The 23,426-nt window shown below is 61.3% G+C and carries 24 protein-coding genes; 14 read left to right on the forward strand and 10 right to left on the reverse strand.

Features of this window, described 5'->3' with window-relative positions:
- The coding region (locus VFU66_RS00890) for a primosomal protein N' family DNA-binding protein (protein WP_326444341.1) at positions 1-1,478 on the reverse strand (1,478 nt) is incomplete at its 3' end.
- Positions 1,479-1,532: 54 nt separating this feature from the next.
- On the opposite strand from VFU66_RS00890, the gene VFU66_RS00895 reads away from it, so the two are divergent.
- Positions 1,533-2,480: a carbohydrate kinase family protein gene (locus tag VFU66_RS00895; RefSeq protein ID WP_326444342.1), complete on the forward strand. Its 948-nt coding sequence runs from the start codon at positions 1,533-1,535 to the stop codon at positions 2,478-2,480.
- Positions 2,481-2,506: 26 nt separating this feature from the next.
- Here the strand turns inward: VFU66_RS00895 and VFU66_RS00900 are convergent, their stop codons facing one another.
- Positions 2,507-3,202, reverse strand: a complete 696-nt coding sequence (locus VFU66_RS00900) for a TIGR03435 family protein (protein WP_326444343.1) — start codon at positions 3,200-3,202, stop codon at positions 2,507-2,509.
- A gap of 241 nt (positions 3,203-3,443) precedes the next feature.
- Between VFU66_RS00900 and VFU66_RS00905 the strand changes: the two genes are divergently transcribed.
- The 3 genes from VFU66_RS00905 to ribA all read left to right on the forward strand — a co-directional run bounded on the left by VFU66_RS00905 (position 3,444) and on the right by ribA (position 6,424).
- A complete protein-coding gene (locus tag VFU66_RS00905; RefSeq protein ID WP_326444344.1) occupies positions 3,444-4,133 on the forward strand; it encodes a ribonuclease T2 family protein in 690 nt (229 codons plus the stop codon).
- 254 nt (positions 4,134-4,387) lie between these two features.
- A complete protein-coding gene (pstS, locus tag VFU66_RS00910; protein WP_326444345.1) occupies positions 4,388-5,467 on the forward strand; it encodes a phosphate ABC transporter substrate-binding protein PstS in 1,080 nt (359 codons plus the stop codon).
- A 300-nt stretch (positions 5,468-5,767) separates the two neighbouring features.
- Positions 5,768-6,424, forward strand: coding sequence for a GTP cyclohydrolase II (ribA, locus tag VFU66_RS00915; protein WP_326444346.1), 657 nt, complete (start codon positions 5,768-5,770; stop codon positions 6,422-6,424).
- Positions 6,425-6,459: 35 nt separating this feature from the next.
- Here ribA and VFU66_RS00920 read toward each other — a convergent pair whose 3' ends face one another.
- From VFU66_RS00920 to VFU66_RS00940, 5 genes are all read right to left on the reverse strand, one after another.
- Positions 6,460-6,969 (reverse strand): DinB family protein, encoded by a 510-nt coding sequence (locus tag VFU66_RS00920; RefSeq protein WP_326444347.1) that lies wholly within the window; start codon positions 6,967-6,969, stop codon positions 6,460-6,462.
- Positions 6,970-7,308: 339 nt separating this feature from the next.
- Complete coding sequence (locus VFU66_RS00925) at positions 7,309-8,169, reverse strand: glycine betaine ABC transporter substrate-binding protein (RefSeq protein WP_326444348.1); 861 nt, start codon at positions 8,167-8,169, stop codon at positions 7,309-7,311.
- Between the two features lie 323 nt (positions 8,170-8,492).
- Positions 8,493-9,125 (reverse strand): ABC transporter permease, encoded by a 633-nt coding sequence (locus VFU66_RS00930; protein ID WP_326444349.1) that lies wholly within the window; start codon positions 9,123-9,125, stop codon positions 8,493-8,495.
- Complete coding sequence (locus VFU66_RS00935; RefSeq protein WP_326444350.1) at positions 9,122-9,871, reverse strand: ATP-binding cassette domain-containing protein; 750 nt, start codon at positions 9,869-9,871, stop codon at positions 9,122-9,124. The genes VFU66_RS00930 and VFU66_RS00935 overlap by 4 nt, the downstream gene beginning before the upstream one ends.
- 35 nt (positions 9,872-9,906) lie before the next feature.
- Positions 9,907-10,590, reverse strand: a complete 684-nt coding sequence (locus tag VFU66_RS00940) for an AAA family ATPase (RefSeq protein ID WP_326444351.1) — start codon at positions 10,588-10,590, stop codon at positions 9,907-9,909.
- A 323-nt stretch (positions 10,591-10,913) separates the two neighbouring features.
- On the opposite strand from VFU66_RS00940, the gene gap reads away from it, so the two are divergent.
- The 7 genes from gap (at position 10,914) to VFU66_RS00975 (ending at position 16,639) form a co-directional block, all read left to right on the forward strand.
- Entirely contained in the window at positions 10,914-11,918 is a 1,005-nt protein-coding gene (gap, locus tag VFU66_RS00945; RefSeq protein WP_326444352.1) for a type I glyceraldehyde-3-phosphate dehydrogenase, read from the forward strand.
- A 136-nt stretch (positions 11,919-12,054) separates the two neighbouring features.
- Complete coding sequence (locus VFU66_RS00950) at positions 12,055-12,255, forward strand: hypothetical protein (protein ID WP_326444353.1); 201 nt, start codon at positions 12,055-12,057, stop codon at positions 12,253-12,255.
- 182 nt (positions 12,256-12,437) lie between these two features.
- On the forward strand, positions 12,438-12,923 hold the full coding sequence (locus VFU66_RS00955) for a nucleotidyltransferase (RefSeq protein WP_326444354.1): 486 nt from the start codon (positions 12,438-12,440) through the stop codon (positions 12,921-12,923).
- 16 nt (positions 12,924-12,939) lie between these two features.
- Entirely contained in the window at positions 12,940-13,311 is a 372-nt protein-coding gene (locus VFU66_RS00960) for a RidA family protein (protein ID WP_326444355.1), read from the forward strand.
- 99 nt (positions 13,312-13,410) lie between these two features.
- Positions 13,411-14,625 (forward strand): phosphoglycerate kinase, encoded by a 1,215-nt coding sequence (locus VFU66_RS00965; RefSeq protein ID WP_326444356.1) that lies wholly within the window; start codon positions 13,411-13,413, stop codon positions 14,623-14,625.
- A 110-nt stretch (positions 14,626-14,735) separates the two neighbouring features.
- The gene (tpiA, locus tag VFU66_RS00970) at positions 14,736-15,494 is read left to right on the forward strand and encodes a triose-phosphate isomerase (protein ID WP_326444357.1); all 759 of its coding nucleotides are present in this window, start codon (positions 14,736-14,738) and stop codon (positions 15,492-15,494) included.
- Between the two features lie 197 nt (positions 15,495-15,691).
- On the forward strand, positions 15,692-16,639 hold the full coding sequence (locus VFU66_RS00975) for a VWA domain-containing protein (RefSeq protein WP_326444358.1): 948 nt from the start codon (positions 15,692-15,694) through the stop codon (positions 16,637-16,639).
- A gap of 171 nt (positions 16,640-16,810) precedes the next feature.
- On the opposite strand, the gene lepB is transcribed toward VFU66_RS00975, so the two are convergent.
- Positions 16,811-17,362 (reverse strand): signal peptidase I, encoded by a 552-nt coding sequence (lepB, locus tag VFU66_RS00980; RefSeq protein ID WP_326444359.1) that lies wholly within the window; start codon positions 17,360-17,362, stop codon positions 16,811-16,813.
- Between the two features lie 20 nt (positions 17,363-17,382).
- Positions 17,383-18,387, reverse strand: coding sequence for a serine hydrolase (locus tag VFU66_RS00985; RefSeq protein ID WP_326444360.1), 1,005 nt, complete (start codon positions 18,385-18,387; stop codon positions 17,383-17,385).
- Between the two features lie 270 nt (positions 18,388-18,657).
- Between VFU66_RS00985 and murQ the strand changes: the two genes are divergently transcribed.
- Positions 18,658-19,632, forward strand: coding sequence for an N-acetylmuramic acid 6-phosphate etherase (murQ, locus tag VFU66_RS00990; protein ID WP_326444361.1), 975 nt, complete (start codon positions 18,658-18,660; stop codon positions 19,630-19,632).
- A 390-nt stretch (positions 19,633-20,022) separates the two neighbouring features.
- Positions 20,023-20,484, forward strand: a complete 462-nt coding sequence (locus VFU66_RS00995; RefSeq protein WP_326444362.1) for a hypothetical protein — start codon at positions 20,023-20,025, stop codon at positions 20,482-20,484.
- 153 nt (positions 20,485-20,637) lie between these two features.
- Here the strand turns inward: VFU66_RS00995 and VFU66_RS01000 are convergent, their stop codons facing one another.
- Complete coding sequence (locus VFU66_RS01000) at positions 20,638-22,797, reverse strand: glycosyl hydrolase 115 family protein (protein ID WP_326444363.1); 2,160 nt, start codon at positions 22,795-22,797, stop codon at positions 20,638-20,640.
- A gap of 253 nt (positions 22,798-23,050) precedes the next feature.
- Here VFU66_RS01000 and VFU66_RS01005 point away from each other — a divergent pair, with 253 nt between their 5' ends.
- The gene (locus VFU66_RS01005; RefSeq protein WP_326444364.1) at positions 23,051-23,419 is read left to right on the forward strand and encodes a VOC family protein; all 369 of its coding nucleotides are present in this window, start codon (positions 23,051-23,053) and stop codon (positions 23,417-23,419) included.
- Positions 23,420-23,426 lie beyond the last annotated feature (7 nt).

Genomic DNA, 23,426 nt, shown 5'->3' on the forward strand with positions numbered 1-23,426 from the left:
CCGTGATAGCGCGGCGTCTCCTCCTGCTTGTAGCTGCCGTCGTGCTCCTCGTCCACAATCACCAGGCCCAGCTTCACCAGCGGCGCAAACACCGCCGACCGCGTCCCCACCACCACGCGCGCCTCGCCACGCCGAATCCTGTGCCACTGCTCCGCCCGCTCGTCCGGCGTCAGCGCCGAATGCAACAGCGCCACCTCATCCCCAAACGCCGCCACCAGTTGCCCCGTCATCGCCGGAGTCAACCCAATCTCCGGCACCATCAGCAGCGCCGACTTCCCCGCATCGAGCGCCCGCCGCATCGCAGCAAAATAAACCGTCGTCTTCCCCGAACCCGTCACGCCGTAGAGCAGATGCGGCTTGAACGCGCCCGCAGCCAGCGCCGCTGCAATCGTCGCCACCGCCTCCATCTGCACTTCGTTCAAATCGTGTTCATGCGCGTGCTTCTTGCCCTCGGCCGCCACGCCGCCAAAGTGAAACGCCTCCGCCGTCTCCTCAATCGCCACCAGCCCGCGCTTCACCAGCGTCCCCAGCGTCGAACCCGGCACACCCATGCGCTCCAGCGTCATCCGCAGATCGCGCACCCGCATCCGCCCACCCACCGCCGCCAGCTCCGCCATCACCGCCAACTGGTTCTCATTCAACTTCGGCAACCGCACCAGCGATTCAGATTTTGAATTGTCATCCTGAGCGGAGGCGGCGCTTTTGCCACCAGAGCCCAACGACCCGCAAAAAGAATTGTCATCCTGAGCGGAAGAGGCGTTCTTGCCGCCAGAGCCCAACGACCCACAAAAAGAATTGCCATCCTGAGCGGAGGCGGCGCTTTTGTCGCCGGAGTCGAAGGACCTGCGGTTTTCCTCACTCGCCAGCGATCCCCGCAGCACCGCCACCTTTTCCAGCCGCCGCGCATCGCGCTCTTCCGCCATCGCCTCACGCACCAGCCACTTCTTGCGGACCATCCCCTCCAGCAAACCCTTATTCGCGCCAGTCGCCGACCGCAACGCCGCCATCTTTGCAGTCTCACCGCTCTCCAGATAATTCAGCACCGCATACTCGCGGTTCTGCTCCTCCGCAGAAAGACGCGACCGCCGCGAAGCCCCCTTCGCCGCGCCCTCATACAACACGCGCCGCCCAGCCTCGGCAATCCGATATACAAAATGCCGCTTCACCTCCGCACTCAGCGGCAGCATCCCGCGCAGCACCTCGCCCAGCGGAGCCACGTAGTACGCCGCAATCCACCGCGCCAGCTCCATCAACTCTTCAGGCAGCAGCGCCGCGTCATCCAACACCTGCTGCACCGGCTTCACCTGAAACTCCGCCGCAGGAGCGTCCTCATGCACTCGCACCACCACGCCCATCAGCCGCTGCCCGCTGAACGGCACCAGCACCCGCGCACCAACCGCGGGAGCCGCACCATTCACCGCATAGGTAAACGACTGGTCCAGCGGCACAGGCAACGCGACATCGCAATACAAAGGCATCTCTTGAGCTTAAAGGAACCTTGCAGAAGTTACCGCTACCGTTACACTCAAAGTATGACGGTTTCGTCGAAGGTCGATCTGGTCGGCGTCGGGCTCAATGCCACCGACACGCTCATCCCGCTCTCCAACTTCCCCGCGCGCGGCTCCAAAGTCGAGTACACCGGCTCCAGCATCCTCCCCGGCGGACAGGTCGCCTCCACCGTCGTCGCCTGCCAGCATTGGGGCTTGAAGACCCGCTACGTCGGCAAGCTCGGTGACGACCACGCCGCCGAACTCCACCTCGAAGCCTTCGAAAAGGCCGGCGTCGAAACGCAGATCCTCACCGTCCCCGGCGGCATCAGCCCGCAGTCGCTCATCCTCGTCGATGGCGGCGGCGAGCGCACCGTGCTCTGCCGCCGCGACGAGCGCCTCAGCCTCGCACCCTCCGACCTCCGCCGTGAGTGGATCACCACCGCCCGCGCCCTCCACGTCGATGGCTACGACACCGCCGCCGCCACGCTCGCCGCACGCTGGGCACGCGAAGCAGGCATCCCCGTCATCGCAGACCTCGACGAACTCTATCCCGGCGTCGAAGACCTCATCCGCAGCATCGACTACCTCATCGTCAGCCGCGACTTTCCCTGCCGCCTCATGGCCGAGTCCGACCTCGAAACGGCGCTCCGCCAGATGCAGCGCCGCTACGGTTCCACGCTCGCCGCCGCCACGCTCGGCGAAGAAGGTGTGCTCGCCTGGGACGGCCGGAGCTTCAGCCACGCCCCCGCCTACGACGTCCGCGTCGTCGATACCACCGGCGCAGGCGACATCTTCCACGCAGGCTTCATCCACGCCCTGCTGCAAGGCTGGCCGCTCCAGCGCCAGCTCGACTTCGCCTGCGCCGCCGCCGCGCTCAACTGCACCGCCGCAGGCGCGCGCGGCAACATCCAGACCGTCGAAAACATCGAACATCTGATGACCACCGGCGCCCGCCACCGCGACGTTTACTGCATCACCAGCCCCGACTGATCCCGCCGAACTTCAGACTCACCACCCTAATTCGGCGACGGCTTCTCAATGTGCTCGATCACGAGAACATCGACAAGCCCCTTCGTCGCTTCCAGCTTCAAACCGAGCTGCTCCTGAACCGCAGTAAAAATCCCCGGCGCCGCATTCGCTTCGCTCGTAACTGAAGTGTCGGGTGTCCACTTCAAAGTAAAGTCGTATCTGCCCGAGAGTCCGGTTTCATCCACAACAGGCCGGTCCAGATACGCCTGCATCCCGAGCGCAAAATCAGACATCGAGTTGTTCGTGAACTTCCTCTGTTGTTGGCTGCCCTGTCCATGGCCACTTTGCGTCGGCAGGCCGTAGGCATTCTCGGCACTGTGCGCGAGCTTCGGGCCTCCCTTTGTCACCTTGATTGCATAAATGGAGAGGTTGCGTTTGTCGCGATGCAGCTTCAGGTCGAATCGGTCCTCCAGAAGTTTTTGCAACATCTCCTGAACCTGGTGAAGGTTTGCCACGCCTGGCAGATCGGCTTGTCCATCGATATCGAACCGCTCGGTCCCCAGCCACGCCGGACCGTCTACCACCTGCTCTCGATGGACCGCGTAGGCGAAGGAGATCAGATCGTTGACCGTCTGGCTCTCGATGACAATGCGGTGGCCGCCTACGATGAAGTTCCCGGTTTCATTGGGATCGGCAGGCTTGACGGTGGCAACTTCAAAGGACGGATGCGCGTCTTTTGCCATAGGCGACATCCGCGAGACCGATGCCTGCTCCGCACCATCTTTATGTTGCCGGGCAATCGCATTGGGCGGCGCGCACGTCAACAGAACAGTCGCGAAGAATGGGAGTATTTTGTTGAGAGTCGCTCGAACAATGTTATTGGCCCACATCAAGTCCTTCTCCCCATTCCGAGTGCCGAAATTATCCCACCTTTGATCGCTTGAGACATCAAAAGAAGGAACTCAATCACCAGAAGGCCGACCCATGATGAAGAAGTCCCACTACGTCCTCCTCGCCATCCTCCTCATCGCGTTCTTCCTGCTGCGCCGCTCAACGTCCCTGAGCCACGTCATGCCATCCGGCTCAGCACCAGCAAGTGAACAGGCAACCACAGCAGCCAATACGGCCGCGCCGCAAACCTTCGACTACTACCTCCTCAACCTCTCCTGGTCGCCAGAGTTCTGCCACTCGCACCCTGACGCAGTCGAGTGCTCGCAACACGCCACCTTCGTCCTGCACGGCCTCTGGCCGCAGAACACAACCGGCGGCTATCCCGAAAACTGTTCCAACGCTCCCGGCCCCGCCGACCCGGCGCAATACACCGACATCTACCCCGACCAGGGCCTGCTCGAACACGAGTGGAAGACCCACGGCACCTGCTCCAGCCTCGCGCCTGATGCCTTCTTCCAGCTCGCGCGCCAGGCCGTCCACTCCGTCAAAATCCCCAACCAGCTCGCCTCCATCAACCAGCAACTCTCCCTGCCGCCCGACGACATCCGCAGCCTCTTCACCCAGGCCAACCCATCCATCCCCGCATCCAGCCTCGCCATCAGTTGCGGCAACAACTACCTCACCGCCGTCGAAGTCTGCTTCAGCAAATCGCTCCAACCGATCGACTGCGGACCCATCCGCACCTGCCGCGCCAACACCGTGCGCATCCCGCCTCCGCAATAAATCCGCACGCTCTTTGCATTTCCATTCCGCACCCTGAGCGAAGTCGAAGGGAAAGAAATCTGTTTTCTCTTCAGGTGCCGCAATCCTGCGGGTGCCCATCCTCCCTTCTATAAGGGCGGGAAGTAGACTCTAGCCCAGCCCGCCCTTCTCACAGTCATCTTTCGCCGTATGAAATCTCCGTTAAATCACACGCAACATCCCCTCCAAAGCACCCCCGCCGGTTCACAATAGCAACAGAACCCCCGGAGGAATGAATGAACACATCGAGCCCACGATCGGGCAGAATCATCGCGGCCATCACCGCACTCGCACTCACCGCCGCGCTTACCGCCTGCAAATCGAGCGGCCCCACGACCCAGAGCGTCACGCTGAACGGCGCGGGCAGCACCTTCGTCAACCCGGCCATGTCGCGCTGGACGTATGACTTCGCCAAACAGAATCCCGGTCTCAACGTGAACTACCAGTCCATCGGCTCCGGTGGCGGCGTGCAACAGGTCAAGTCCGGCACCGTCGATTTCGGCGCCTCCGACTACGCCATCGCCGACAAAGATCTCGCCACCATGAAGCCTGTACTCCAGATTCCCGAGACCGCCGGTCCCGTCTGCATCACCTACAATCTTCCCGGCGTCACCCAGCCGCTCCAACTCTCCGCCGAAGCCATCGCCGGCATCTTCCTCGGCAAGATCACGACCTGGCACGACCCCATCCTCCAGAAGGACAACCCCGGCGTCGCTCTTCCCAATATCAAAATCGTCGTCGCCCACCGCACCGACGGCTCCGGCACCACTGCCGCCTTCACCACCTATCTCTCCGCCGTTTCGCCTGAGTGGGCCGCCAAAGTCGGCAGCGGCGGCGCCGTCTCCTGGCCCGTCGGCCTCGGCGGCAAAGGCTCCGAAGGCGTCACCGCGCAGGTTCGCCAATCGCCGGGCGGCATCGGCTACGTCGAGCTCATCTACGCTCAGCAGAACAAGCTCGCCATTGCCAGCGTTCGCAACCAGGCCGGCAAATATGTCGCGCCCAGCGAGGCCAGCACCACTGCGGCCATCGTCGCCTTCAACGACCAGCTCAACAAGGATCCGCGTCTGCCTATCGTCAACGCGCCCGCCTCCGCGCCGGATGCCTATCCCATCTCCACCCTCACCTTCCTGATCGTCCCCAAAGACGGCACGGACGCAGCCAAACGCAGCGCACTCAAAAAATTCATCCAATACATCGTCACCAGCGGACAGGCCGCAGCAGGCGCACTCAACTATGCCCCGCTCCCCGACGGCGTCAAACAATACGACCAGGACCTCATCAACCAGATGACGGTGAACGGCCAACCCGTCCAGTAGCCTTCAAAGAACAGACACAAAAACCGGGTGCCCCATCTTCGCGGCAGCTTCATCGTCGCTAAGGTGGGGCATCACCACTTGTCCCGCTTTTGCACTTCCATTCCGCACACTCCACATTTCCATTCCGCACCCTGAGCGAAGTCGAAGGGGAAGGAATCTGCTTTTTCACCCGCCGCAGCCCTCGGGTGCCATCCTTCGCGCTTTTGCGAAGGGTGGGAAGTAAACCCTCGCCCACATCTGCATCGAACCCCACTCTCCGCGAATCCAATGCCCATGCAGCGCGAAACGTATAATCAACCCATGCCCTGCACCGTCAAGAAGATTGCGGACGCCGACTTTCCCACGCGCTGGGGACACTTCCGCATCCTCGGCTTCGAGGGCACCTTCGACAACTCCTCTCCCTGCAACGACGCCGCTCCACCCGCGCCCACCCGCACCGAATCCGCCGTGGCCCTCGTCATGGGCGACATCCACGCGCCTGCGGCCGACGGAAAAACTGCCCCTCCAATCGTCCGCATCCACTCCCAATGCCTCACCGGCGACGTCTTCCACTCGCTCCGCTGCGACTGCCGCCAGCAGCTTGAGCTGGCCCTCGCCACCATCGCCGAAGCAGGCTCCGGCATCCTGCTCTACGAGCAGCAGGAGGGTCGCGGCATCGGCCTCATGGCCAAGCTCCGCGCCTACGAGCTGCAGGACCAGGGCCTCGACACCATCGAAGCCAACCTCGAGCTCGGCTACAAAGCCGACTGCCGCGAGTTCGAGCTGCCCGCAGCCATCCTGAAACAACTCGGCGCCACCGAAGTCCGCCTCATCACCAACAACCCCGCCAAGGTCGAGGCGCTCGAACAAGCTGGCATCAAAGTTTCCGAACGCATCTCCGCCGAGGTCCCCGCCCACCCCACCAACGAGCGATACCTTCGCACCAAACGCGAAAAGATGGGTCACCTCGTCAGCTGATACATAAGCCCGCCCACTGCCTTCCGAAGAAGCGCCTACACCTCGATCCCCTTCACCACCTTCACCGTCGTCACCGCCTGGCCCACGTGACGTTGCGTATGCTCCGCGCAATGCACCATCAACCCGCCCACCGTCGTCGGCAACATCTTCCGGCCAACGCCACGCGGAGCCTCATAACTGTCCGGCGAGATCGCCTTCACCCTCCGCGCAGCATCCGCCATCCCCGCCCGAAACTCCGCCAGCACAGCCACAGCCGAAGCCCCGCCATCCAACTCACTCCGCAGCCCCACCATCTGAGCCTCGCTCAACTGCGCGCCCTCCGCATATGCCAGCAGCCTGTCCAGACTCCGCACCATATGCCGCAGATGAAACGCCACCGGCGCAATCTCAAACGGCCGCGCGTTCATCTCAGCATCCGTCAACCCCGCGCACCACTTCTCCACGTCCTCCACTGCCAGCTCCAGCGCATGAAGCACCTGCCGCCTCACCGCATCCACCTCGGTCAACGTCCCCCGCAACCACGGCTCAATATAAGCTCCACTCATCGCACAATCCCTCTCGTTTCTCTTGCTGCTTCAAGGTACGCCAAACCTTCATGCTTGCCCCTCTTGCTGCTTCCATGTACGCCAAGCCTTCATGCTTGGCCCTCTCTTGCTGCTTCCAGGTATGCCAAGCCTTCATGCTTGGCCCTCTCATTCTCGTCAAAAGCACAATGGGCTTTAGATGGTGCTGAAAAAGTCAGTTTTGCTTAAGGGCACGGCTTCAGCCGTGCCGCTAACGCTGCAAAATCAAAGCGGCTTTAGCCGCTGAGGTACGCTTTCTTCCCGGCGAGACACTTTTTCAGCACCCTCTTTAGCCCCTGAGGGAAGCACTCCACCGCTAATTCACAACCCCTTCCGCCTCCGAAACTCCCTCACCACCTCCGCCACGTCCCGATGCTCCGTATCCACAGCGTAGTTCATCTCCCGCACATCTTCCGCCGAAACCTTCCCCGCCAGCCGCTCCATCGCCACCCCAATCCCCGGATGCCGCCGAATCGAGTCCTCCCGCACCAGCGGCACCGCCTCATACGGCGGAAAATAATGTCGGTCGTCCTCAAGCACCACATCGCCCATCGCCCGTATCGGCCCGTCAGTCGAGTTGCCTGCCACCATGTCCACCTGTCCCGCCGCCAGCGCCCGGTACAACAGCCCCAGATCCATTACCCGCGGAGCCTCCCGAAACCGCAGCCCATACGCCGCCTCCAATCCGCGCAGCCCATCCGGCCGCTCCTCGAACTCATACCCCACCCCCAGCCTCCACTCCGGCGCAACCTTCACCGCATCCGAAATGGTCTTCAACCCCAACCGCCGCGCATCGTCCCCCCTGACAACCATCGCAAACGTGTCCTCAAACCCCAGCCCGCGCCCCACCCGCACTCCATACCGCGACGCATATAAATCCCGCACCCGGCCCCACACCGTGGCCTCGTCGCGCTCGCCCACCGGAGGCAGCGGCTGTTTCAAAATCGCAGTCAGCGCCGTCCCCGTGTACTCCACATATCCGTCAATCCGCCCGCTCACCAGCGCCTGATTGCACATATAGCTCCCAGCCAGATAGAACCGCCGGTCCACCCGCTCGCCGGTCGTCGCCTCAATCTCCTGCGCCAGCAACTCCCCCAGCACCACCTGCTCGGTAAAGTTCTTCGCCCCAATCACGATCCGCGAAGACCGAGGCGGCGCACACCCCGCCAGCAACAAGCTCATCAAAAGCACCCCGGCCACAGTTGTCACCCTGGTCACGGTTGTCATCCCAGCCAGAGTCGTCACCCCAGCCACAGTTGTCATTCTGAGCGGAGCGAAGAATCCCCGCATTTCGTCTGTAGCTCCACGGACCTTCGCCCCCGCCAGATACCACCCCGACGCAAGAGCCCACGCTTGACAAACCAACCCCTCCAACGCCCTCGTCACCCAGCCTGTCCCAAACCCGAAGCCCAGGCCGAAGTCCAGTCCGAGGTCCAAACCATAGTCCGAACCTAACTCCTTTGTTAGAAGGACTTTGAGTACTTTCTCGGGGGAGGGGGTATACCTCATGCAAGCTTCACCCTCACCCGCCGCTCCACCCACCCCAACCCCGCATCCGCAACCAGAGCCAGCAGAGCCGCCGGAACCGCGCCCGCCAGGACCAGCCCGTTATCCACACTCGCCACCCCGCGAAAGATCAGCTCGCCCAACCCGCCCGCCCCAATCGCCGCCGCAATCGTCGCCACTCCCACGCACGTCACCGTAGCCGTCCTCAGTCCAGCCAGAATCACACTCGCAGAGAGCGGAAGCTCCACCTTAAATAGCCGCTGCAAATGACTCATCCCCATGGCATTTGCAATATCGATCAGCGCCGGATCGACACTCCCGATTCCCGCGTAGGTGTTGCGAAGGATCGGCAGCAGAGCATAACCCGTCAGCGCAATGATCGCCAGCCGCGCCGCATTCTCCCCCAGAAACGGCACCGGCAGCAGCAGCCCGAAGAGAGCCAGGCTCGGAATCGTCTGCACCACATTCGCAAAGCCAATCACCGGCCCAGCCCACCGCTTCCGTCGCGTCAGCACGATGCCGAGCGGAATCGAAATCCCGGTGGCAATCAGCATGGCAAAGACCGTCAGCCACAGATGCTCAAACGTCAGCCGCGCAATCTCCCACCCGTTCGCACGCAGGAAGGCTATCATGCGGGCACCGCGCGATGTACGGCGGCAACATAATCTTTTACATGAAGATTATCCGACCGCAAAACCTCTCCCGCAGGCAAGTCCGCCACCACCGCCCCTGCATCGAGAAACACCACCCGTTCAGCCAGATAAAGCGCCTCATCCAGATCGTGCGTCACCAGCAGCACCGTCTTCCTCATACGCTGCAAAAGCCCCTTGAGCATCGTCTGCATCTCCGCTCGCGTCAGCGGGTCGAGCGCGCCGAACGGCTCATCCATCAACAGAATCTCCGGGTCCATCCCGAGCGCCCGAGCCAGCCCCACCCGCTGCCGCTGCCCACCGGAAAGCTGCCACGGGTACCGCCCGCGAAACTCCGCAAAGTCCAGCCCCACCAGCCCAAGCACCTCGCTCGCTCGCGCCGCAATCTCCGCCTTTGAGCGCCCGGCCAGCTCCAGAGCCAGTCCCGCATTCCGCTCCACCGTCATGTGCGGGAACAATCCAGTCTCCTGAATCGCGTATCCAGCTCGACGCCGTAGTGAGCTTACTTCACATTGATTTACAGAAACTCCATCAACCAGCACTTCACCGTTTGAAGGTTCTCTGAGCCCGTTCACCATCCGCAGCAAAGTCGTCTTGCCGGATCCGCTTCTGCCCAGCAGAGCCGTCGTCGTTCCGGCCTCAAGCCGCAGCGAAATCTCGCGCAGCAAAACATGCCCATCGGGCAACGTGTAGCTCACCTTCGCGAACTCAACGCCAGCCGTGGACATGTTGTCTACTCTAGCCTGTTACAGAAGCTCCTGCCTTACTCCGCAGAACCGGCAGCGTCGGCGCCAGTGGCAACCGGCAGAGTTCCCGGCTGCCCCTTCACGCGGACGACCGTAATCTTCTCGAAGCCTTCCTTGAAGGTCGGCGGCTTAAGCCGCTCGGCCATCTTGTGCATCACCTCGTCGGAGACCTGACGGTCGCGCTTCGAGTTCCGCTCCAGACACACGGCCAGCGGCACGTCGAAGAAGACCGCCTGGACCTCATAGCCGAAGCTCTTCGCCATCTTGATCCACTGCCTGCGCTCATGCGGCGAAAGGTTCGTGGCATCCACATAGTTCCACGGCATCTTGGCAATCAGCCGCGCGCGCAGCAGGCTCCGCAGGGTGGAAAACACCAGCCCCTGATACCGCTGCTCGCTGATGTCGTCAAACAGGATCGTCCTCAGCAGGTCGCTCGACAGCGGAGTCACTCCGCGCCGTTTGTACCAGGTCGTCTTGCCGGAGCCAGGCAGTCCAATCGCCAGCACCACGTAGCCCTTGGGCGACTTGGCCGCCACCTGCTCGACCGGCGGTGTTCCCAGCGACTCAGGCTGGGTCTCGACCTCCATCTTCGGTTCAGGAGCCGCTTCAACCGCGGGTGCCGCGCTCTCATGCCTGTCAGTCGCTGCCTGCGCCGGCGCATCGTCCGGATAGGCCGGTCTCAGGGGAGCAGGCTGATTCACTGGCAGCTCTTGTCCACTTTTGCCCGTGGACTCCGAATTATTCGGGCCACGTCTAGGGCGTCGTCTCATTTTTTCGCTTATCCAATCGCGCAACTCGCGCATGTCTCGCTTGTAACACAGGCCGGAAGCCGCCCGCAAATCTGCGCACGCTCCTGCAACAAACGGCACTGCTCGTTTGATTCCAATAGACGATGGTAGTAGCATTTCATTCTAATGGGGTGCGTCTGATTCCGCCGCGCTCTATTCTGGAAGCATCCGCATCATCAGACACCTTTGTTAACGCGCCCCAGGCGCACTACTCTGGAACAGGAGCAAGCGAAAACATGGCAGTAAAGGTAGGTATCAACGGCTTTGGCCGTATCGGACGCAACGTATTCCGCAGTGCACTCGACAATCCCGAAATCGAGTTCGTAGCCGTCAACGACCTGACCACCCCGGCCACTCTGGCCCATCTGCTCAAGTACGACTCCATCCTTGGCAACCTGAAGCACGACATCGCCCACGGCGACGACTTCATCTCCGTCAACGGCAAAAAGATCAAGGTCTTCGCTGAGCGCGACCCGGGCAAACTGGACTGGGCTTCGGTCGGCGCGCAGGTCGTCGTCGAGTCCACCGGCTTCTTCACCGACGCCACCAAGGCCAAGGCCCACCTCGGCTCGACCGTCAAGAAGGTCATCATCTCCGCCCCGGCCACCAACGAGGACCTCACGGTCGTCCTCGGCGTCAACGACAGCAAATACGATGCGGCGAAGCACAACGTCATCTCGAACGCCTCCTGCACCACGAACTGCCTCGCGCCCGTCGTCAAGGTGCTGCACGATACCTTCGGCATCGCCACCGGCATCATGACCACCATCCACAGCTACACCAACGACCAGGTCATCCTCGACACGCCGCACAAGGACCTGCGCCGCGCCCGCGCCGCCGCGCTTTCGATGATTCCGTCGAGCACCGGCGCCGCCAAGGCCCTCAAGCTCGTCATCCCCGAGATGGACGGCAAGCTCGACGGCTTCGCCATCCGCGTCCCGACCCCGAACGTCTCGGTCGTCGACCTCACCTTCACCACCGAGAAGCCCATCACGGCCGCGACCGTCAACGAGGCGCTCAAGAAGGCGTCCGAAGGCGCGCTCAAGGGCATCCTCGGCTACACCTCGGAAGAGCTCGTCTCATCGGACTTCAAGGGCAACCCGCTCTCGTCGATCGTTGACTCGAAGCTGACCAAGGTCATCGGCAACACGGGCAAGGTCATCAGTTGGTACGACAACGAGTGGGGCTACTCCAACCGCGTCCGCGACCTGATCCTCTTCCTCGTGAAGAAGGGCCTGTAACCAGGCGCACCATCACCCAACGCTTGTCATTCTGAGCGAAGCGAAGAACCCCCGCATTTTGCACGTAGCGGCAAGGTTCTTCGCTTCGCCGCTTAAGCGCACCTGTAGCACCGATATAATGGAGGAGGGCTGCGTTATGGACAAAACGATCCGCAAGTTCAACAGCTTTGAAGAGATGAAGGACGAAGAATACCGCTACTGGCAAAGCGTTCCGCCCGCCGAGCGATTCGCGGCTGGCCATCAAATGAGCGTCGAGGGTTATCGAGCCTATGGCTATACCGCCGATGGAGCAGACCTCAAGAGAGTTGCTGTTCGCATGGAACTGACAACGCGTTGAGCGCGCTACCTGTAAAATAGATCACAGTTTTCTTATGGATAAAACTATCCGCAAAGTCACCGATCTTGTCGCCCAGCAAGAGGAAACGTACCTCTATTGGCAAAGCCGGTCTGACTCCGAGCGCATGAATGCGACCTGGGAATTCACCCTGGACATGTATCGAATGAAAGGCCTCGTCAAGGATGCACAAGGACTTCAAAGATCTGTTGTGCGCATTCAACGCGCGTAATGTTCGGTACATGATTGTCGGCGGATACGCCTATGCTCGCTACACAGAGCCGCGAACAACGAAAGACTTGGGTCTCTTTGTGCGCCCCGACCCCGAAAATGCACCGTCGGTCTTTCGGGCGATGGCGGAATACGGCGTCCCCTTAGGCGACATCACCACGGCTGATCTCGCCAAACCGACCACAGTCGTTCAGATTGGCGTGGCTCCTTTCCGTATCGACATACGTTTCAATATCGATGGCCTGACCTTCGATCAGGCATGGGAGACATCGGAACCGGCCCTTGTGGATGATGAGATCCCGGTTCGGTACATCTCTTGTGAAGACCTCATTACGAATAAGCTGGCCACCGCACGTCCACAAGACCTCGTGGATGCGGAAAAACTTCGCCATTCCAGCGAAACTAAGAAGCGACATCAGACGAAGCAAGAAAAGGAATAGTTTAATCCAAACACTTATGACCCGCACGAACATCCCAGGCACCAGTCCCTACGAGCCGATCATCGGCTTCTCGCGCGCCGTCCGCATCGGCAACCACGTTTACGTCTCGGGCACCGGCCCTGTTGGCGCAGACAACGCCTCGCCCGCCGACCAGACCCGCGCCTCGCTTGCCATCATCAAGGCCGCGCTTGAAAAGGCCGGGGCCACCTTCGAGCACGTCTACCGCACCCGCATCTTCCTCGCCCGCGCCGAAAACTGGGAAGAGATCGGCCGCGCCCACGGCGAGGTCTTCGGCACCATCCGGCCGGCCTGCACAATGGTCGTCGCCCCGCTGCTCAGCCCCAGGTGGCACGTCGAAATCGAAGCCGACGCCTGCATCCCGGAGTAGCCCCTGCCACCACGATTTTCCCGCCAATCGGTCGAACCCCGCACAACCGGGGCCGAGACCCGCTATCATGGCTTTATCAACCAAATTCAAGGATCAAGAATGCCGAAGCTGTCTATCCGTGATCTCGACCTCACCGACAAGCGCGTGCTCATCCGCGTCGACTTCAACGTCCCCCTGACCAAAGACGGCCTCACTATCACCGACGACACCCGCATCCGCGAGACCATCCCCACCATCGAGTACGCGCTCCGTCGCAAAGCCAAGGTCATCCTCTGCTCGCACCTGGGCCGCCCCAAGGGCAAGCCCGTCCCCACCATGAGCCTCCGCCCCATCGTCGATCGTCTGCGCAAGCTGCTCGACCACGTCATGGGCGAGGACGAAAACGTGGCCTTCTCGCCCAACTGTGTCGGCGAGATCGCCAGCGAGATGGCGGCCAACCTCGAATCCGGCCAGCCTCTGCTGCTCGAAAACCTCCGCTTCCACCCGGAAGAAGAGGCCAACGATCCGGCCTTCGCCAAAAAGCTCGCCTCGCTCTGCGACATCTACGTCAACGATGCGTTCGGCAGCGCCCACCGCGCCCACGCTTCCACCGAAGGCATCACGCACTTCGTCAAGGTCTCCGCCGCCGGCCTGCTGATGGAAAAGGAGTTGAACTACCTCGGCAAGGCGCTCTCCGAACCGGACAAGCCCTTCGTCGCTATCATCGGCGGAGCCAAAGTCTCCGACAAGATCCTGGTCATCGACAACCTGCTCGAAAAGGCCGACGCCATCATCATCGGCGGAGGCATGGCCTACACCTTCCTGAACGCGCAGGGCCAGACCACCGGCAAGTCGCTGGTCGAAACCGACAAGCTCGACGTAGCCAAAGCCGCGCTCGAGAAGGCCAGGGCCAAAGGCGTGCGCTTCCTGCTGCCCATCGACCACGTCCTCGCCGACAAGTTCGCTCCCGACGCCAAAACGCAGCTCCACGAAGGTGACGCCCCATTCCACCCCGAGATGATGGCGCTCGACATCGGCCCCAAGTCGATCAAGCTCTTTGAAGATGAGATCGCCGAGGCTCGCACCATCATCTGGAACGGCCCCATGGGCGTCTTCGAGATGCCCGCCTTCGCCAAAGGCACCCAGGCCATCGCCCACTGTGTCGCGCGCAACGGCGACGCCATCACCATCATCGGCGGCGGAGACTCAGTCGCGGCGATCAAGCAGTCCGGCGTCTCCGACCGCATCACGCACATCTCCACCGGTGGCGGAGCGAGCCTCGAATACCTCGAAGGCAAAATCCTCCCCGGCGTGGCTGCGCTGACCGACAAATAGGCCACCCCAAGCCGTCATTCTGAGCGAAGCGAAGAACCCCCGCATTTCGCTTCGCTCGCCACAACCGTATGCGGGAAGAAAATCCACGCATCGAGGACGATCAAAAATAAATGCGCAAAAAACTATTCGCCGCCAACTGGAAGATGTTCAAGACCCCTGCCGAAGCCACGGCCTTCACCGACTCTTTCCTGCCACACGTCGCCAACCAGAGCAAAGCTGAGGTCGTCCTCTGCCCCTCGATGACCTCGCTCGGCACCGTCATCGCCGCCGCCAAAGGCACGCAGGTCAAGGTCGGAGCGCAGACGATGGACTACCACGACAACGGAGCCTTCACCGGCGAGACCTCGCCCCTGATGCTCAAAGCCGTCGGTGCCACGCACGTCATCCTCGGCCACTCGGAGCGCCGCCAGTACTTCAACGAGACCGACACCAGCGTCAACCTGAAGCTCAAAGCCGCCCTCGCCCACTCGCTCATCCCCATCGTCTGCGTCGGCGAGCACCGCGAAGAACGCGAGTCCGGCCAGACCAACGAAGTCCTCAAGCTCCAGGTTGAAATCGCCCTCGAAGGCATCGACGCCGCCGCGGCCGCACCGCTCGTCATCGCTTATGAGCCCGTCTGGGCCATCGGCACCGGCCTCACCGCCACGCCGGAGATGGCCGCCGAAGCGCACAAGTTCATCCGCGCCGAAATCGCCAAGGCCCTTGGCGCGGAACGCGCCGCCAGCACCCGCATCCTCTACGGCGGCTCGGTCAAGCCCGACAACGCCGCAGCCCTCTGCGCGCTCGAAGACATCGACGGCGCGCTCGTCGGCGGAGCCAGCCTCGACCCCAAATCCTTCCACGACATCATCCGCAACGGCTGCGCATAGACGCACCGGCAACGCACACGAAGGCCCTTGCACCCAATCTGCAAGGGCCTTCGCGCATAGCCACAACATTTCGGGTGCGCCGTCCTTGTCACAGTCTCACCGCGACAAGGACGGGATCGATGAACCTCTGCGCCACTGAACCTCCAGCCCAGCAATCCCGTATCATTCTCCATCGCAGACTCTGCCAGGGAGACCTCGTGCGCGCCACCACTACAAACCTGCTCCTCATCCTCGCCTCGCTCGCATGCATCACCGTTCCGCTTCACGCGCAGAGCTTCCCCACCATCAAGGTCGAGACCAACCTCATCGACACCAACTTCAGCGTGCGCAACGCGAGCGGCCAGCTCGTCCACGGCCTCTCCAAAAACGACTTCACCGTCACCGAGGACGGCGCGCCCCAGACCATCCGCTTCTTCTTCCACGACACGCAGCTCCCCCTCACCATCGGCCTCATCATCGACGCCAGCGGCAGTCAGGACAAGTTCATCAAGGCACACGAAAAGGACATCGAGACGTTTCTGCACCAGGTTCTCGAACCCAACGACCAGGCCTTCGCCGTCTGCTTCGGAAACCATCTCCGCATGGTCAGCGATTACACCGCGTCCGTGCCGGCGATCCTCTCCGGCATCCACGCCTTCAACAAAGGTGCGCGCAACTTCCCCGAGCTTGGCCCGAAAGAAGAACGCGATCTCGGCACCGCGCTCAACGACGCCGTCTTTTACTCGGTCACGGAAAAGCTCGCGAGCATCCACCAGCGCCGCAAAGCGATCATCGTCTTCAGCGACGGCGAGGAGAACTCCAGCGAACACGACCTGCTCGACGCCGTCGAAGCCGCGCAGAACGCCGACGTCCTCGTCTACGCCATCCGCTACACCGAGCTGCACAACGGCCAGATGAACGCCCGCGACCGTTACGGCGTGCGCGTGCTCGACCACATCACCGAGCAGACCGGCGGCCGCTCCTTCGACGCACAGAGCAATCTGAAACAAGCCTTCAGCGAAATTGCCGACGACCTCCGCTCACTCTACGATCTCGCCTATCAATCCACCAACCCCGTGCGCGACGGCACCTACCGCAAGATCGTCATCCGCACCACACAGCCCGGCCTCACCGTCCGCGCCCGCACCGGCTACTACGCGAAATAGCACTCAAAGATAAAAAGATTCCAAAGAGGCTATAGGAATTGTCATCCTGAGCGCAGGCGGCGCTTTTGCCGCCGGAGTCGAAGGACCTGCGGTTTCGCTGGGGAACTCTCTGAAGCCCCAGCTAGCGAAGCCAGCCTTCTCTTCCCTACACCCTCTTCCCTACGCCCTGCCTCAATGCACCACCCCGGCCTGGTCCATCGGCCAATACACAAACGCGGCCTTGCCATAGATCAAGCTCTGCTGCACCGGACCGAAGGCGCGGCTGTCGCTCGAGATTGAGCGATGGTCGCCCATGACGAAGTACTCATGCGGTGGAATCACCTCTTCCGGCAGCGAGCGATCATCCTCGAACCGTTTGGGGACATACTTCTCCACCATGGCATTCCCGTTGACGTACACCTGCCCATGGTCGATGCGCAGATGGTCCCCCGGCAGCGCAATCACGCGCTTGATGTAGCTCTTCGAGTGGTCATACGGATAGAGGAACACCACCACATCGCCGCGATGGATGTCCTCCACGTGATAAGCGATCTTACTGACGAACAGCCTGTCCTGGTCCCGCAACTGAGGCAGCATACTCGTGCCTTCCACCCGCACCGGCTGGTACAGAAACACAATGATAAAAGCCGACACCGCCACCGCCACCACCAGGTCGCGTACCCACGCACGCAATCCATTGCGCGTCGCCGCCGACTCCTGCTGCCTCCCAGCCTGATCGTCCACGTTCTTTTCCGTTCCTCCAACTATTTAGACGCGCCAATGCCGCCACCGGCTACGGGCGCGAGACCAAGCCCCGGCACCAGCGTCTTGCCGTCGATGCCTGCGGGCGACCACCGCTCTACAATCGCCTTCGCCAGCCTGGCTATCGTGACCTCTCCTTCATTATCCACCGTCCAGCTATGGTCCTGGTTGTCGTAGGTAAAAATCGACAGAATCATCGGCCCGGACTTCCCCGCCACAATCGCCACATCGTTGCGCACCGCATTCAGGCTGCCGGTCTTGCTGGCAATGCCCGAACCCTCTTCAGTCGAGTCCAGCGTCTCCAGATAGCGCGGAATCGTGTCGCGATAAAACTGGTTGCGCAACATGTGCAGCGCAACGCTGCAAATTGCCGCATCTCCCGGCAGTGCGGGCTCGCCCGGCGCAGCCAGCTCGCAGCGTCCAATCCGCTCCATCACCTTCGCCATCTCGCGCGGCGTCGTCTTGCCCAGCCCAAACTTCGGCTGGTCTGCGGGCATCGGCTCAGTCGCCGGTTTCATGATCTTTTTGTACAGATGCGTATCCTTCAGCCCCATCCACGCAATGCGCTGGTTCACCGCATCCACGCCAAAGCGGTCGATCATCAGGTTGGTCGCCGTGTTGTCGCTCAGGATCACCATCAGCGTCAGTGCATCCTTCAGCGTCAGCGTCATGGGAGCATCCATGAACATCAGCACGCCCGACCCACTCACAGCGTCGCCGGGCTTCAGCACAATCGGCTCGTCCCAGTGCGCTTTGCCCGCGCGCACCTGCTCCATGGCCTCGAACAAAATCGTCAGCTTAATGACCGAAGCCGTCTGCACCGGCTTATCGGGATCGAGTCCGACCGTCTTGCCCGTGTTCAGTTGCTCAGCAAACATCGCCACTTTGCCATGATGTTGCGCGGCAATCTGCGTCAGTTGCGCCTGCAAGACCTCGTCCGTCCCCGCACCCATCGCCTGCTGCGCCACCAGACATGGGCCCGCGAATACAAGCCCAAGCGTAACCATTACTGCCGACCATCTGAGATGACTCTTTCGCATACGCCGCATCTTACAGTCAGGGGAGAAGTTACGGCCATGTTTTTTCTCGCGCCACCGACCACCGGCTCAGGGGCACTTCGACTGCCATCGCGCAGCCGTTTCCAGCATAAAAATATGCCCGGCAGTACCATGCGTTCGATTCGAACCATCACCTTTTCTATCGCTTCCCGCCAGCGATAGGACTAGAATCAAACTAAGCGGCAAAACAAGGCCGCAATCGACGCAAAGCAGAACTCTATGGCCAGCCTTACCATGCTTGAACCGACATCCGTATCGAAGAATGAACCGCGCGGCCCCGTGCCTGTAGACCTTACCGGTCTCACCACGGAAACCGCGAACACCGCCTCCGAGGGTCTCGACACCAAATCCGCCCTCGACATCGCGCGCATCATCAATCACGAAGACGCCAAAATCGCCGCAGCCGTCAAAAAGGCGCTGCCCGAGATTGCTGTCGTCATTGATACCGTCGCCCGCTCGCTCCGCGACGGGGGCCGCCTCATCTACGTCGGTGCGGGATCGTCAGGCCGCATCGCCTCGCTCGACGCCTCCGAGTGCCCGCCTACTTACTCCACGCAACCGGCGCAGGTGCAATACATCATGGCCGGCGGACCCAAGGCATTAGCCTCCGCCTCCGACGTCAATGAAGACTCGCCCGAGATCGGCCAGCGCGACATCGCACGCCGCCGCCCCACACGCAAAGACATCGTCATCGGCATCTCCGCCTCCGGCCGCACGCCCTACGTCGTCGGCGCGGTGGAGTACGCCCGCGCGCGCGGCGCCAAGACCGCCGCCGTCACCTGCAACCACAATACCGCGCTCGCCGACGTCTCCGACACCACCATCGTCGCCGAGGTCGGCCCCGAGGTCATCTCCGGCTCCACGCGCATGAAGTCCGCCACCGCGCAGAAGATGATCCTCAACATGATCACCACCGGCGCCATGACCCGCCTGGGCTACGTGTACGACAACCTCATGGTCAACGTACACATGAAGAACACCAAGCTGGTCGAGCGCGGCATCCGCGTCCTGATGAAGGTCTGCGGCATCGACCGCGAGACCGCCATCCGCACCATCAAATCCGCGGGCAAATCCATCCCCATCGCGGTGGTCATGCTCAAAGCCAACGTAGACAAGATGGAAGCCGTCCGCCGCCTCACCCAATCCGACGGCAACGTCCGCCTCGCCATCGACGACTCCCGCCTCGAACTTTAGGGAACCTCTGATTAAGTCTCCGATGGTTGCCCCGTCATTCTGAGCGTAGCGAAGAATCCCCGTATTTCTTTTCTGCGCCGATTCATTCCGTGGCCGCCAATACTTAATCAGAGCGTCCATAGAGCAAATTGCGATCGCTGTGCAGTAGCCTTCCAAGGGCCAACGGCCCGACAACATACCAGCTTGGGCCGGAGGCCCAGGTTCATGATGGCAGAATATGAAAGGGCTGAAAGCCCGACACATGATTCTCGCTGCATACCATCGAGAAATCTGCTTTAGCGACGATACAACCGTCGCGAAGAAGGCACACCCGCCAGATTGGTATGCGGCGCGACAGTGGCCAAGTGTATCCTAACCGCCGAGTAATTCATAAGTAGAGGATCCGGGCAAATGATTACGCCGCTTCAGCGTTTCAGGTATCTATCGCTGGTGATAGCGTTAGCGTTCGTATTTGCTGCGTATAAGGGATGCGAAATGCTCCCGGAATCCACGTTCCAGTTGTCGAGTGATTCGAGGCTGCCGAAATGGATAACACTCCCTCCGGGGCTTACGCGTGCTGATGTTTCTCTCACAATGAACTATTACGTTCTACCGTGGGGACGCGATGCGCAATTTGTATTGAGAGACAAAAATGAGCACGCCCTCAAGAAGGAAGATGGCAAAATGAGATGTAAAGAGCCTCTCCAACTAAAGAATTCCTCTCAAGGATTTCCCTCTGGTTATCCAGCCTACGAAGCGATCACTGTCAACGGCATAACTGAAATCATCGAACATAAAAAGATGGAGCCTATATTTTATGTAACGGATGACACTTCTGTTTGGAAACAATATGAGTCGAATGGCTGCGGTTAGCCAAAGTGCTGCGAACGGCGTGTGCCCCATTCATGCAATCTCATCGCACGGGTGGATGTTCGCGCAAAGCGCGAAACGTATCTCTACCGCACGGCCGCCGCGAAAGTGGCGATCAATGCCCGAACTGGACTTAAGAAAAAGCCCGGCGGACCATCACTTCACATCCGCCGACCGATCCCCCTCATAGTGCATGATGTGGTAGTACGCATCCCACTCGCTCCACATCACCGGCGGCGGCAGATGCACCTGCGGATCATCCAGATATTTGCCGAACTCCTCCACCACCTGCTCGGTGCGATACACACCCGTCAGCTCATCTCCTCTATACCAGTTCTTCCACTTGCCATACTCAGCCTTCGCCTGTGCCGCGCGAACCGCAGCCAGAGCATTCGCAGCCGCGGCCTGCTCCTTCTTAGCCGCCGCCATATCGCCCTTCTTCGCTGCTTCAATCGCCCGCGAAACATCGAGCAGCATCCGGTTGCTCTCGCGATTGATCGTAATCATCGTCAGCACAGCGCCCTGATAAAACTCCCGCCGCGAAGGCTCAACCAGCGGCTCAGCCGCCAACGCCTTCTGCCACACGGCATCCCATCGCGGCTGCGCGTCGCCACACTGCTGAATCTCACGAGCCGTCTCCGCCTTCAGCCACTCGGCCGCCGTCGTCCCACCCGGCCCAAAGCCCGACATCCGCGGCCCCTCCCACTTCGGAGCCTGCCCCGGAACGCTGTAGAGCGGAAAATCAATCATGTACGCGAGCATCATCCGCCGCGCCTCCGTGTGATAGAGGTTGTCGCCATACTCCAGCGGCGGCGTGCCGAAGTGCGCCGGGGCAGCAAAGTAATCCTTGTACATCGCCGCCACCGCGGGAGCAGCCTTCCCGCCAAACTCATCCGCAGCCCACGTGCGGCGATACGCCTCGGCATCCCCCTCACCCTTCGCCGCCGTGCCGCGCCACGCCATGTCCATCACCGCGCGCGTCGTCATCGTCACCGGACGAATGTCGCTCGTGTTCACCAGAAAACACTTCGTCGCCCCGGCCTTGATGTACCGCCCCATCTCCTCGTAGATCCGCTCCGGCGGCACCATCTCGCTCAACTGGTTCGCACGTCCGTTCATCATGGCCACGTGGTAGTACGCGCCCTGCCCTGCCGACACCTGCCCACCGTCCAGCATGTAGCCGTACCCCGCATCGGCCCACACCAGCGTCACCTCCGGCGGCACCTTCAGGTAGCCCTCATGCATCAGCCGCGCACCTTCCTGCCACAGGTCGGTCACAAACTTCGCGTCTGGATGCGCCGCCCTCACAATCCCCATCTGGTCCGCAATCGCCTTGCTGATTAGCCGTCCCAGCGCCACATCGTTGTTGCGCACGCTCGGATCCATCGATGCATAGCTCACATCCGACAAGCCCCGCAGCCCCACCGACCACAGAATCTCCTGATGCGGGTCATACTCTGCCACCGCATTCTTCCACGCCCGCTCCAGAATCTCAGGATGAGTCGAGTAGTTATACGGAACGTCCTTCGGCCACCGCGCCACATTCAACCCCAGCGGAATCGCGTGATGCTGATTCAGAATCAGCCCGCGCTCGCCCGCCAGCTTCACCTGCGGATCGTCCGGAAAGATCCACGTCCCCGGCACCACCATATTCCCCTTCAGTCGCAGAATCGTCTCATACACCTTGTTCCACACCGCCAGCGAAATCCCCGTCTTGTCCTTCTTCTCACCCGGAGCCCAGCCCGTCAGCAAATCCTCATCGTTCAAAAAGAACCCGCGATACTGGAACACCGGCGCAGGAAATGCCTCGTCGAGCGAAGCCGAAATCTCCACCCGAGCCTTACGCGCCGGCTCGTGATCGGTCCAGTAGTACATCGGATCCACGCCCAGAAACTCCTGCGAAAACTGATACACCGCATAGATCGTCCCGCGCATGTCCGCGCCGGCAAGCACAATCACCTGCCGCTCGCGCCCGCCCAGCTCCGCCTTCTTCGCCGCAATCGAAAACGACTCCGCCCCGCTCAACCCCGCAGGCGCAAACCCCGCAGGCAGCTTCGACGCCTCTCCTACCAGCAGAGCCACCGGCCCAGCATCGTCGGCGCTCTCCACAATCTTCGGTCTCGCGCCCATCACCTTCTCAAAGTCCGCCGCCACATCCTCCACCGCCAACCGCACCGGTCCGGCTTCGCCTGAAGCCATCACAATCGTGACCGAAGGCCCCACCACAATCTTTGCCTGTGCCCGCGCCGCCGCTCCCGAGCCAGCCGCAACCAAACCGACCACCATCATCCAACCAACCCGGCAAACCTTCTTCACCAAAACCTCCCAGACCTGCGACGCCAACCAAAATAACACACGTTCGCTATTTTCATTGAGTCAAATAAAATACATCATATTCATAAACTCCATGCAACACATATGGAATCATCAACAACTGACCCGCTAAATCGCTATATTATTGCATTAGACAATAAAATCGCACGCGGCCATTCCCAGGACGATCTATGCTGGAAATCGCGCAGAAGATTCACGTCGTCGATTCCAACCAGCCCACCTCATGGAGACCGCCATGCCGCCCACCTTCAGCAATGGAAAAATCTGCTACATCCAGATCCCCGCCACCGACATCGCACGCTCCGCCGACTTCTACTCCCAGTCCTTCGGCTGGAAGATGCGCACACGCGGCGACGGTTCCACCGCCTTCGACGACGGCGTCGGCGAGGTCAGCGGCACCTTCGTCCTCAACTACCCACCCTCCACCATGCCCGGCCTGCTCATCTACATCATGGTCGACAGCGTCCCCGACACCATCGACCGCATCCTCGCCAACGGCGGCACCATCACCCAGCCCATCGGCGGCGACCCCGGCGAGATCACCGCCCGCTTCCGCGACCCCGCAGGCAACGTCCTCGGCATCTACGGCGGCCCTGAAAAATAAATCCGCG

This window comes from Edaphobacter sp., assembly GCF_035763405.1.
In the GTDB taxonomy this organism is placed as follows: Bacteria; Acidobacteriota; Terriglobia; order Terriglobales; family Acidobacteriaceae; genus Edaphobacter.

What these genes read in the sequence shown, in the direction of transcription:
- VFU66_RS00900 (WP_326444343.1), bottom strand. Translation starts at nt 3,202, where the DNA reads ATGGCAAAAGACGCGCATCCGTCCTTTGAAGTTGCCACCGTCAAGCCT.
- VFU66_RS00995 (WP_326444362.1), top strand. Translation starts at nt 20,023, where the DNA reads ATGATTACGCCGCTTCAGCGTTTCAGGTATCTATCGCTGGTGATAGCG.
- VFU66_RS00930 (WP_326444349.1), bottom strand. Translation starts at nt 9,125, where the DNA reads ATGATAGCCTTCCTGCGTGCGAACGGGTGGGAGATTGCGCGGCTGACG.
- VFU66_RS00920 (WP_326444347.1), bottom strand. Translation starts at nt 6,969, where the DNA reads ATGAGTGGAGCTTATATTGAGCCGTGGTTGCGGGGGACGTTGACCGAG.
- tpiA (WP_326444357.1), top strand. Translation starts at nt 14,736, where the DNA reads ATGCGCAAAAAACTATTCGCCGCCAACTGGAAGATGTTCAAGACCCCT.
- VFU66_RS00895 (WP_326444342.1), top strand. Translation starts at nt 1,533, where the DNA reads ATGACGGTTTCGTCGAAGGTCGATCTGGTCGGCGTCGGGCTCAATGCC.
- VFU66_RS01005 (WP_326444364.1), top strand. Translation starts at nt 23,051, where the DNA reads ATGCCGCCCACCTTCAGCAATGGAAAAATCTGCTACATCCAGATCCCC.
- VFU66_RS00985 (WP_326444360.1), bottom strand. Translation starts at nt 18,387, where the DNA reads ATGGTTACGCTTGGGCTTGTATTCGCGGGCCCATGTCTGGTGGCGCAG.
- murQ (WP_326444361.1), top strand. Translation starts at nt 18,658, where the DNA reads ATGGCCAGCCTTACCATGCTTGAACCGACATCCGTATCGAAGAATGAA.
- VFU66_RS00905 (WP_326444344.1), top strand. Translation starts at nt 3,444, where the DNA reads ATGATGAAGAAGTCCCACTACGTCCTCCTCGCCATCCTCCTCATCGCG.
- VFU66_RS00965 (WP_326444356.1), top strand. Translation starts at nt 13,411, where the DNA reads ATGCCGAAGCTGTCTATCCGTGATCTCGACCTCACCGACAAGCGCGTG.
- pstS (WP_326444345.1), top strand. Translation starts at nt 4,388, where the DNA reads ATGAACACATCGAGCCCACGATCGGGCAGAATCATCGCGGCCATCACC.
- ribA (WP_326444346.1), top strand. Translation starts at nt 5,768, where the DNA reads ATGCCCTGCACCGTCAAGAAGATTGCGGACGCCGACTTTCCCACGCGC.
- VFU66_RS00935 (WP_326444350.1), bottom strand. Translation starts at nt 9,871, where the DNA reads ATGTCCACGGCTGGCGTTGAGTTCGCGAAGGTGAGCTACACGTTGCCC.
- VFU66_RS00950 (WP_326444353.1), top strand. Translation starts at nt 12,055, where the DNA reads ATGGACAAAACGATCCGCAAGTTCAACAGCTTTGAAGAGATGAAGGAC.
- VFU66_RS00960 (WP_326444355.1), top strand. Translation starts at nt 12,940, where the DNA reads ATGACCCGCACGAACATCCCAGGCACCAGTCCCTACGAGCCGATCATC.
- VFU66_RS00955 (WP_326444354.1), top strand. Translation starts at nt 12,438, where the DNA reads ATGCACAAGGACTTCAAAGATCTGTTGTGCGCATTCAACGCGCGTAAT.
- VFU66_RS00925 (WP_326444348.1), bottom strand. Translation starts at nt 8,169, where the DNA reads ATGAGCTTGTTGCTGGCGGGGTGTGCGCCGCCTCGGTCTTCGCGGATC.
- gap (WP_326444352.1), top strand. Translation starts at nt 10,914, where the DNA reads ATGGCAGTAAAGGTAGGTATCAACGGCTTTGGCCGTATCGGACGCAAC.